Below are 9,089 nucleotides of genomic sequence, written 5' to 3'. Positions count from 1 at the left end.
CCTCCCGGAAGCGGCGGGCCGCCGTCGTGTCCGGCTCCGGCCGGGACCGGCCGCCCTACACTGACCCGCTGTGAACGAAACACTCGGGGACGCCGCGCTCGTCCTCGTCTTCATCCTGCTGGGCGGGTTGTTCAACGTCGCCGAGATCTCGCTGATCTCGCTGCGCGAGGGCCAGATCCGGACGCTGGAGGGGCGCGGCACCCGGCGCTCGGCCCGGGCCGCGCACCTGGCCGCCGACCCGAACCGCTTCCTGGCCGCCGTCCAGGTCGGGGTGACCTGCATGGGCTTCCTGTCCGCCGCCTTCGGCGCGGACACCCTGGCCGGCAAGGTCGCCCCGCTGTTCGTCCGGGCCGGGTTCTCCGAGGGCGTGGCCGACGCGGTGGCGCTGGTCGGCCTCACCCTGGTGATCAGCTACGCCTCGCTGGTGCTGGGCGAGCTGACCCCCAAGCGGATCGGCCTGCAGCGCGCCGAGTCCATCGCGGTCGTCGCGGCCCCGGTGGTGGACGTGATGTCGGTGGTGCTGCGTCCGGTGATCTGGCTGCTGGGCCACTCCACCAATCTGATGGTCAGACTGCTCGGCGGGGATCCGACCGCGGGCCGCGGCTCGATGAGCTCCGAGGAACTGCGCGGCCTGGTCGCCGCCAGCACCGAACTGGGAAGCGACGAACGGGCGTTGATCGCCGACGTGTTCTCCGCCGGGGAGCGCCAGCTGCGCGAGGTGATGGTCCCGCGCACCGAGGTGACCTTCCTGGACGCCGAGCGCCCGCTGACCGCCGTCCGTCAACAGGCCGACACCTCGCCGCACTCGCGCTACCCGGTGGTCGAGGGCAGCGCCGACGCGGTGGTCGGCTTCGTCCACGTCCGCGACCTGTACGGCGCCCGCGGCGAGCAGGCCGCCAAGGTCCGCGACCTGGCCCGCCCGGTCAAGCTGCTGCCCGGCACCAAACTGGTGCTGGAGGCGATGGGCGAGATGCGCCGGGAGGGCCACCACCTGGCCATCGTGGTGGACGAGTACGGCGGCACCGCCGGGATCGTCACCCTGGAGGACCTGGTCGAGGAGGTGATCGGCGAGATCCGGGACGAGTACGACCGCCCGGAGGCCGCCCCCACCCGCCGACTGGCCGGCGGCGGCATGGAACTGGACGGCCTGCTCAACCTCGGCGACTTCGCCGAGGAGACCGGCGTCACCCTGCCCGAGGGTCCGTACGAGACGGTGGCCGGCTGCCTGGTCGCCGCGCTCGGCCGGCTGCCCCGGGACGGCGACCAGGTGCACGTCCCGGTCGAGGGCGGCGGGGTGCTGCTGACGGTGGCCAAGGTCGAGGGGCGGCGGATCGCCCGGGTGGGGGTGAGTGCGGTCACACTGGCCGAACCACCGGGGGCGGAGGTTTCCTGAGCGAGCGGTGGAACTGGAAGAATGGCCCGCATGGTCAACGCAGCGGTCACTGGTCCGGTCAAGGACCGTCCCCGGGTTCTCTCCGGCATCCAGCCCACCTCCGGCTCGTTCCACCTCGGCAACTACCTGGGTGCGGTGCGCCAGTGGGTCGACCTCCAGAAGGACAACGACGCCTTCTACATGGTGGTCGACCTGCACGCCATCACGGTGCCGCAGGACCCGGCGACGCTGCGCGAGAACACCAGGGTCTCCGCCGCCCAGCTGCTCGGCGCCGGCCTGGACCCGGAGAACTGCACGCTGTTCGTCCAGTCGCACGTGCCCGAGCACGCGCAGCTCGCCTGGGTGATGAACTGCCTCACCGGGTTCGGCGAGGCCTCCCGGATGACCCAGTTCAAGGACAAGTCCTCCCGGTACGGCGCCGAGGGCACCACCGTCGGCCTGTTCACCTACCCGGTCCTGCAGATCGCGGACATCCTGCTCTACCAGGCGGACGCCGTCCCGGTCGGCGAGGACCAGCGCCAGCACGTGGAGATCACCCGCGACCTCGCCGAGCGCTTCAACACCCGCTACAGCCCGACCTTCACCGTCCCGAAGCCGTACATCCTCAAGGAGACGGCGAAGATCCAGGACCTCCAGGACCCGGGCGTGAAGATGAGCAAGTCGGCCTCCTCGCCCAAGGGCCTGGTGAGCCTGCTGGACGAGCCGAAGGCCAGCGCCAAGAAGTTCAAGAGCGCCGTCACCGACACCGGCACCGTCGTCTCCTACGACGAGCAGGAGAAGGCCGGCGTCTCCAACCTGCTGCGCATCCACTCCGCGCTCAGCGGCCAGACGATCGACCAGCTGGTCGCGCACTTCGAGGGCAAGATGTACGGCGCCCTGAAGACCGAGCTGGCCGAGCTGTTCACCGAGTGGGTGACGCCGTTCCAGGAGCGCACCCGCGGCTTCCTGGACGACCCGGCGGAGCTGGACCGGGTGCTGGCGATCGGCGCCGAGAAGGCCCGGGAGGTGGCGTCGGTGACGCTGGAGACGGTGTACGACCGGATCGGCTTCCTCCCGGCCGCCAAGCGGTGACTCCCCTCACGCACCTGCCCGATGGTGGCGACCTCCCCGAGGTCGTCACCATCGGCGTGTCCGTGAGCGTCCCGGACCCGTACGGCGCGGCGGTCCAGGACGCCCGGGCCGGGCACGGCGATCCGCTGGCCCGGTCGATACCCACGCACGTCACCCTGCTGCCGCCGACCGAGGTGCCCGCCGAGGGGTTGCCGAAGATCGAGGAGCACCTGGCGGCGGTGGCGGCCGCGCACCGGCCGTTCCGGATGCTGCTGCGCGGCGGCGGGACCTTCCGCCCGGTCTCCCCGGTGGTGTACGTCCGGGTCGAGGAGGGCGCGCAGGAGTGCCGGCTGCTGGAGGCGGACATCCGCTCCGGCCCGCTGGCCCGCGAGCTGGCCTTCCCGTACCACCCGCACGTGACGGTGGCCCACGGCCTGCCGGACGACGTGCTGGACCAGGCGTACGAGCAGGCGCGTGGCTTCCGGGCGGCCTTCCGGGTACCGGGCTTCGGCCTCTCCCGCTTCGACGCGGACGAGGTCTGGCGGCCCTGGCGGACCTACTCCTTCGGCTGAGTCCCGGGCCGGCTCCCGGCCCGCTCCACCGCCTGCCGCCTGCCGCCTGCCGCCCGCCCGGGCATCCGGTCGGCCGCCAGGCACCAGCGGTCCGGGGGGCGCCGGGCGCCTCCCGGACCGCTCGGGTGTCCGGAGCGGGGGCGGGCCTCAGCCCTCGACGCGGAGCATCGCGTCGACCACCCGGCCGGCCGCCTTGCCGTCGTCCAGGTCGCAGTACGCCTCGCGGAACGCGGCGGCCCTGTCCGCGTACTCGGCCGCGACCTCGTCCACCCGGCCGAGCGCGCCGACGAGCGCCTCGGAGGTGGCCAGCAGCGGCCCGGGCGCCTCGGCCTCGAAGTTCAGGCTGAAGCCGCGCAGGTTGTCCCGGTAGTGCTCCAGGTCGTAGGTGAAGAACAGCATCGGCTTGCCGGTCGACGCGAAGTCGAACACGCTCGCCGAGTAGTCGGTCACCAGGACGTCGGCGATCAGCAGCAGCTCCGCCATGTCGGGGTAGCTGCCGACGTCCCAGATGTAGCCGTTGCCGGCGCCCGGGATCTGGCCGCACATCAGCTCGTGCCGGCGCACCAGCAGCACCTGGTCGTCGCCGAGCGCGGCCCTGGCCGCCGCCAGGTCGATCCGCAGGTCGATCTGGTAGCCGTCCTGCGGCCGGCGCCGGTCCTCGCGCCAGGTCGGCGCGTAGAGCACGACCTTCTTGCCCTCGGGCAGGCCGAGCCGCTCCCGGACCTGCTCGGCGGTCTTCTCCCGGTCGGTCGCGAACAGCAGGTCGTTCCGGGGCGAACCGCTCTCCAGGATCTCGCCCTTGAAGTCGAAGGCGCGCCGCAGCACCGGGGCCGACCAGCGGTTTCCGGCCACCAGCAGGTTCCAGTTCGGGACCTCCCGGGCCAGGCCCTTGAGGTAACCGGTGTCGGTGAACCAGACCTTCTCGAAGTCGAAGCCGATCTGCTTCAGCGGGGTGCCGTGCCAGGTCTGGACGACCACCTGGCCGGGGCGGCGGACGAAGAACTCGGGCAGGTGGGTGCTGGTCACGATGTACTTGGCGGTGGCCAGCGCCTCGATCCACTCCGGGCTCAGGAGCCGGACGGTGGCCGCGGTCTTCGGCAGCTCGGCCTGCATGTCGTCGCTGCCCCACAGGTGCTCCAGCGGCAGGCCGCGGCGGACCAGCTCCTCGTGGACGGCCCGGGGCGAGTCGGCGTACGCGCTGCGGATGCCGACGTGGTACAGCACCGCGTCGCGCAGCGGCTCGCGGCGGGCGGCCGGGTAGTCCACCGTCCGCAGCTGGCGCTGGCGGAAGCCCGCGCGCTCCTCGGGAGCCAGCACCGGGTGCGACTCCAGCGACAGGCCGTCGTGGTGGCGGCGTTCCAGCGTGATCCGCTTGCCGCGGGACTCCACCTCGACCGGCAGCGTCCCGAAGCAGTCCGGGGTGACCAGCGCGCAGGCGTCCGGCAGGACGTCCACCGGCACGCCGACCGGGCGGAAGGCGACCGTCCAGGTGCCCCTGGCGAGCGGCACCCGGCCGGCGAAGGAGGCCGTCGGCACGGCGGGCAGCGCGGTGCGGAACCGGCCGTCCGAGATCTCCACCGGGTAGACGTGCTCCTCCTCCAGCCACTCGTGACGGACCGCCAGCTCCCAGCGGTGCGCGCCGGGCAGCGGGAACGAGCCGTTCAGCAGGAAGCCGTCGGCACCGCGCGAGGAGATCTCGTCCACCAGCGGCTGGAGCACCTGGTCGGTGAACTGGAGGTACCCGCCGGGGGAGGGCTTGGAGTAGAGCGCCCGGCGCTCGGTGACCGGGGCCTGCGGGTTCAGCGCCAGGTGCAGCCGCTCGGGCGCGTTGCGGTCGTCCCAGGCCAGCGGGACGGTGCCGCCGTCGGCGAGCAGCAGCGTGCCGTCCCAGCGGTCGCGGCTGCGCTCGGCGGCCGCCGGGTCCAGCTCGGCCCAGGCCTCGCGGACGGCGGTCAGCTCGGCGACCGGGAAGGACGCGGTGAACGGCTGGAGCGAGCCGACCGGCGCGCCCAGCTCCAGCGGGAAGGACAGCTCGCGGTCCGATTCCAGGTGGGTCAGCCGCAGCCGCGCGCCGGCGAAGCTCGGGCCGGAGCGGGCCGCGCCCGAGACCTCCACCCGGTCACCCTGGGCGGCCAGGCCGGTCACCCGGGCCTTGACCGTCTCCACCCGGAGGTAGACGAAGTTGTCCCGGGTCCACGGCACGATCCGCACGTCCGGCTCGACCCAGTGCGAGGGGAGGAACTGCGCGGAGTCGCTCCAGCCGGCCGAGATCCGGCCCTTGTACACCCCGCCCTTGCCCGCGCCGGCCACCAGGACGCGCCAGTTGCCGTCCTTCCACTGGCCGCGGTGCTTGAGCTTCTTCGGGTCGACGGCGACGGAGAAGCCGGACCAGTCGCAGCTGTACAGGTCGTGCCGGCTGCTCGCGGTGGCCTCGGGGCTGTACGTCGTCTTCATCGGCACCGCGATGACCCGGCGGCCCTTGGTCTCGCGCAGCACCAGGGTGCGGACCATGTCGTGCTTGCCGGCCGCGCCCAGCTGCTCCGGGTACGCGTGCCCGGCCAGCCGGAACCTGCCGCCCTCCCAGGAGGCCCGGTACAGCCGGCTGCGGATGACCAGCGAGTTGTCCAGCTTGAGCACCCCGGACGGCACGCTCCGGCGCCCGCCGCGCAGGAACGGGTAGTCGGCGTACGGGCGCAGCAGGCCGCGGGCCTGGACACCGCCGCCGCTCTCGCGCTCGTACGTGATCTGCTCGACCAGCTCGTCCATCCGGTCGGAGAGGGTCAGGTGGTACTTCAGCCGCAGCGGCGCGCGCAGCTTGGCGACCTTGTCGGAGCCGATCGCCCGGAGCAGCCGGGTGACGTGCTGGAGGTAGGCGTCCCGGTACTCCTTGTCGCCGTCCACGACGGACCCGAAGAACATCGGGATCTCCTCGACGAGGGTGTTCTCGTCGTAGGAGCGCAGGTACTCGGCGAAGCGCGGCTCGGTCTGCTTCAGCAGCCAGGCGCGGACCAGCTCGACCGAGGCGACCCGGTCGATCAGGCCCTTGGGGTTGGTGCGCATCTGGGTGATCGACATCTCGCCGACCTCGCGCTCGCGCCAGTGGTAGATCGGCTCGGAGAGCACGTCCACGCTCTTGGCCAAGTAGTGGTGCGGCACGCTGACCGGCGCGTCCTCGTACAGGATGCCCTCGGGGTAGAGCAGGCCGGCCGCGTCGAAGAACGAGCGGCGGTACACCTTGTTCCACGCGGTGCGGTCGGTGACCAGCGCCGGGATCTCGGTGACGTGGGTCTTGAGCCTGGTCTCCTTGAACGGCTTCAGGTGGCCGCCGGACTGGTAGTAGCCCACGGCGCGGAAGCGCAGCACGTTGCCGGTGCAGAAGTCCGAGCCGGTCTCGTCCAGCGTGTTGATCATCAGCTCGTACGCGCTCGGCGGCATCGAGTCGTCGCTGTCCACGAAGCACAGGAACTCGGAGTCCGGGTCGATGTGCCGGATGCCGGTGTTGCGGGCCGCCCCCAGGCCCTTGTTCACCTGGCGGACCAGCCGGAACCGGGAGTCCTCGGCCGCGTACGCCTCGGCGAGCGCCGCGCTGCCGTCCTTCGAACCGTCGTCGACCATGACGCACTCGAAGTCCGTGAAGGTCTGGGCGGCGATCGAGTCGAGGCATTCCACGAGGTAGCGCTCGACGTTGTAGATCGGGACGACGATGGAGAGGCGGGGAGCCATCGGCTACGCAGGCCTTTCTCGGGAGGAGCGTGCCAGTCCGGAGGGGCCTGACCGCACTGGGATCGGTGCGTACGTGCGCCCCCGATCCTACCTCCGGGGCCGGTTTGTCCCCGGGGCCACTACGCTGGGCCGGTGCCCCGTTTCAGCGTGATCGTCCCCGTGTACCAAGTCCAGGAATACCTGGTCGAATGCCTCGAATCGGTGCTCGATCAGGACGGCCCGGACTTCGAACTGATCGCCGTGGACGACCGCTCCCCGGACCGCTGTGGCGCCATGCTGGACGAGGCCGCCGCGGCCGACGGCCGGGTCCGGGTACTGCACCTGCCGGAGAACGTCGGGCTCGGCCGGGCCCGCAACGCCGGCCTGGAGGCCGCCTCCGGCGACTACGTGGTCTTCCTCGACAGCGACGACACGCTCACCCCCGGCCTGCTGAAGGCCGTCGACGAGCGGCTCGCCGCCACCGGCGACCCGGACGTCCTCGTCTACGACTACGCACGCACCTACGCCGACGGCCGGATCACCCGGGCCGCCTCCGCGCACGTCTTCGGCGCGGCCTCCCCGGACGTCTTCGACCTCGCCGCCCGCCCCGACCTGCTCGACCTGCTCCAGGTCGTCTGGAACAAGGCCTACCGCCGCGGCTTCATCGCCGAACAGCGGCTGGTCTTCCCGGCCGGCTACTACGAGGACACCCCCTGGACGTACCCGGCGCTGCTCGCCGCCGCCCGGATCACCCTGCTCGACCGGGTCGGCGTGCACTACCGCCAGCGCCAGGAGGGCGGCAACATCCTGGCCACCGCCGGCCGCAAGCACTTCGACGTGTTCGCCCAGTACGACCTGGTCTTCGCCTTCCTCGACGGCCGCCCCGACCTGGACCACTGGCGCCCGGTCGTCTACGGCCGGATGCTGCACCACCTCAACACCGTGGTCTCCAAGCCCGGCCGGGTCCCGCCCGGCGACCGCCGCGAGTACTTCCGCCGGGCCGCCGCGCACTGCGCCCGGCTGCGCCCGGCCGGCTACCGCCCGCCGGCCGGCGTGGACGGCGTGCGCACCGAGCTGCTCAGCCACGGCCGCTACGGCGCGTACCAGGCCGTCCGCGCCGTCGCCAAGGCCCGCCGAATCGTCAAGCGGTGACACCCAGCTGACACTCGTTCGGAGGACGGACCGGTATAACCGGTCAGGTGGACTTCCTGACCCGCCTTCCGGTCGTCGGCCCGCTCGTGGCCCGGGTGCTGCGCAGCCGCCCGTACCGGGTGTACGAGTACTTCACCGCCGCCCGGGGCAACCGGCTGGCCGGCGCCGTCACCTTCTTCGGCTTCCTCGCGCTCTTCCCGCTGCTCACGGTGGGCCTGGCGATCGCCGCCGCCACGCTGAGCGACAGTCAGGTGCGCGACCTCCAGGAGCACATCGCCGACCAGCTGCCCGGGCTCTCGGACGCGGTCAACCTGCCCTCCCTGGTGTCCAACGCGGGCGCGGTCGGGGTGGTCGGCGGGGCGCTGCTGCTGGTCTCCGGCCTCGGCTGGGTGGACACCATGCGCACCTCGATCCGGGACCTGTGGCAGCTGCCCCACGACGAGGGCAACCCGGTGCTGCGCAAGGCCTGGGACGTGGCGGTGCTGGCCGGCCTCGGCCTGGTGTCGCTGTTCTCGCTGGCCGTCTCCGCCGTCGGGACGACGCTGGCCGGCCGGGTCGCCGACGCGATCGGCCTGGGCAGCGGCTACCTGCTGACGGCGGTCGGCGTGCTGATCGCCATAGCCTGCGACATGCTGCTCTTCGCCTACCTGCTGGCGCCCTTCTCCGGGATCACCGACCAGCGCCGCCGGGACCTCGTCCAGGGCGCGCTGATCGGCTCGGTCGGCTTCGAGCTGCTGAAGCTCCTGCTCGCCTCCTACCTGGGCTCGGTCGCCGGGCGGAGCCTGTACGGGGCGTTCGCCACCCCGGTGGCGCTGCTGCTGTGGATCAACTTCGTCTCCCGGCTGCTGATGTACTGCGTGGCCTGGACGGCGACGGCCGACCCGGCGGACGCCCTGGAGCGGACCAGGGCGCACGGACGGGCGCTGCTGGCGGCGGCCGACAAGGCGGAGGCGGCGGAGACGGAGGCGGAAGCCGCCCGGGCCCGGGAGAGCGGGAAGGCCCGGCCCCGGGACTGAGACCGGACCTTCCCCGCCGGGCGGCGGATCAGCCGGCGGAGCGCCGCCGCCGCAGCACCAGCGCGCCGTACCCGGCCCCGCCCGCGGCCAGCACCACGACGGACCAGCCGCCGACGCCGAGCCCGCCGTCCCCGTCGGTCGCCCCAGGAAGGGTCCATCTCCGTGATGTCGCGCAGCGGCGTCTGCGCCGACTCCTGGTAGTAG

The 9,089-nt window shown here is 72.5% G+C and carries 6 protein-coding genes; 5 read left to right on the top strand and 1 reads right to left on the bottom strand.

From position 1 onward, the window contains the following. Window positions 1-70 precede the first annotated feature (70 nt). The 3 genes from ACFRMQ_RS33230 to ACFRMQ_RS33220 are packed head-to-tail and all read left to right on the top strand — an operon-like array spanning window position 71 to window position 3,015. Entirely contained in the window at window positions 71-1,393 is a 1,323-nt protein-coding gene (locus ACFRMQ_RS33230; RefSeq protein ID WP_380734469.1) for a hemolysin family protein, read from the top strand. A gap of 30 nt (window positions 1,394-1,423) precedes the next feature. Beyond that, a complete protein-coding gene (trpS, locus tag ACFRMQ_RS33225; RefSeq protein WP_380734467.1) occupies window positions 1,424-2,464 on the top strand; it encodes a tryptophan--tRNA ligase in 1,041 nt (346 codons plus the stop codon). Next, the gene (locus ACFRMQ_RS33220) at window positions 2,461-3,015 is read left to right on the top strand and encodes a 2'-5' RNA ligase family protein (protein ID WP_380734466.1); all 555 of its coding nucleotides are present in this window, start codon (window positions 2,461-2,463) and stop codon (window positions 3,013-3,015) included. Before trpS ends, ACFRMQ_RS33220 begins: the two co-directional genes overlap by 4 nt. Window positions 3,016-3,162: 147 nt before the next feature. On the opposite strand, the gene ACFRMQ_RS33215 is transcribed toward ACFRMQ_RS33220, so the two are convergent. Next, entirely contained in the window at window positions 3,163-6,738 is a 3,576-nt protein-coding gene (locus ACFRMQ_RS33215) for a CDP-glycerol glycerophosphotransferase family protein (RefSeq protein WP_380734465.1), read from the bottom strand. A gap of 132 nt (window positions 6,739-6,870) precedes the next feature. Here ACFRMQ_RS33215 and ACFRMQ_RS33210 point away from each other — a divergent pair, with 132 nt between their 5' ends. Further along, complete coding sequence (locus ACFRMQ_RS33210; RefSeq protein ID WP_380734464.1) at window positions 6,871-7,869, top strand: glycosyltransferase family 2 protein; 999 nt, start codon at window positions 6,871-6,873, stop codon at window positions 7,867-7,869. A 47-nt stretch (window positions 7,870-7,916) separates the two neighbouring features. Then, complete coding sequence (locus ACFRMQ_RS33205) at window positions 7,917-8,885, top strand: YihY/virulence factor BrkB family protein (RefSeq protein ID WP_380734463.1); 969 nt, start codon at window positions 7,917-7,919, stop codon at window positions 8,883-8,885. The last annotated feature ends 204 nt before the right edge of the window (window positions 8,886-9,089 follow it).

The sequence above is a fragment of the Kitasatospora sp. NPDC056783 genome, assembly GCF_042789895.1.
Taxonomy (GTDB): Bacteria; Actinomycetota; Actinomycetes; order Streptomycetales; family Streptomycetaceae; genus Kitasatospora.
The sequence above is the reverse complement of the archived record's forward strand: the minus strand, read 5'-3'. Positions and strand labels throughout refer to the sequence as shown.

Excerpts from the sequence above, each read along its gene's own strand:
- ACFRMQ_RS33215 (WP_380734465.1), bottom strand. The coding sequence starts at position 6,738 with ATGGCTCCCCGCCTCTCCATCGTCGTCCCGATCTACAACGTCGAGCGC.
- trpS (WP_380734467.1), top strand. The coding sequence starts at position 1,424 with ATGGTCAACGCAGCGGTCACTGGTCCGGTCAAGGACCGTCCCCGGGTT.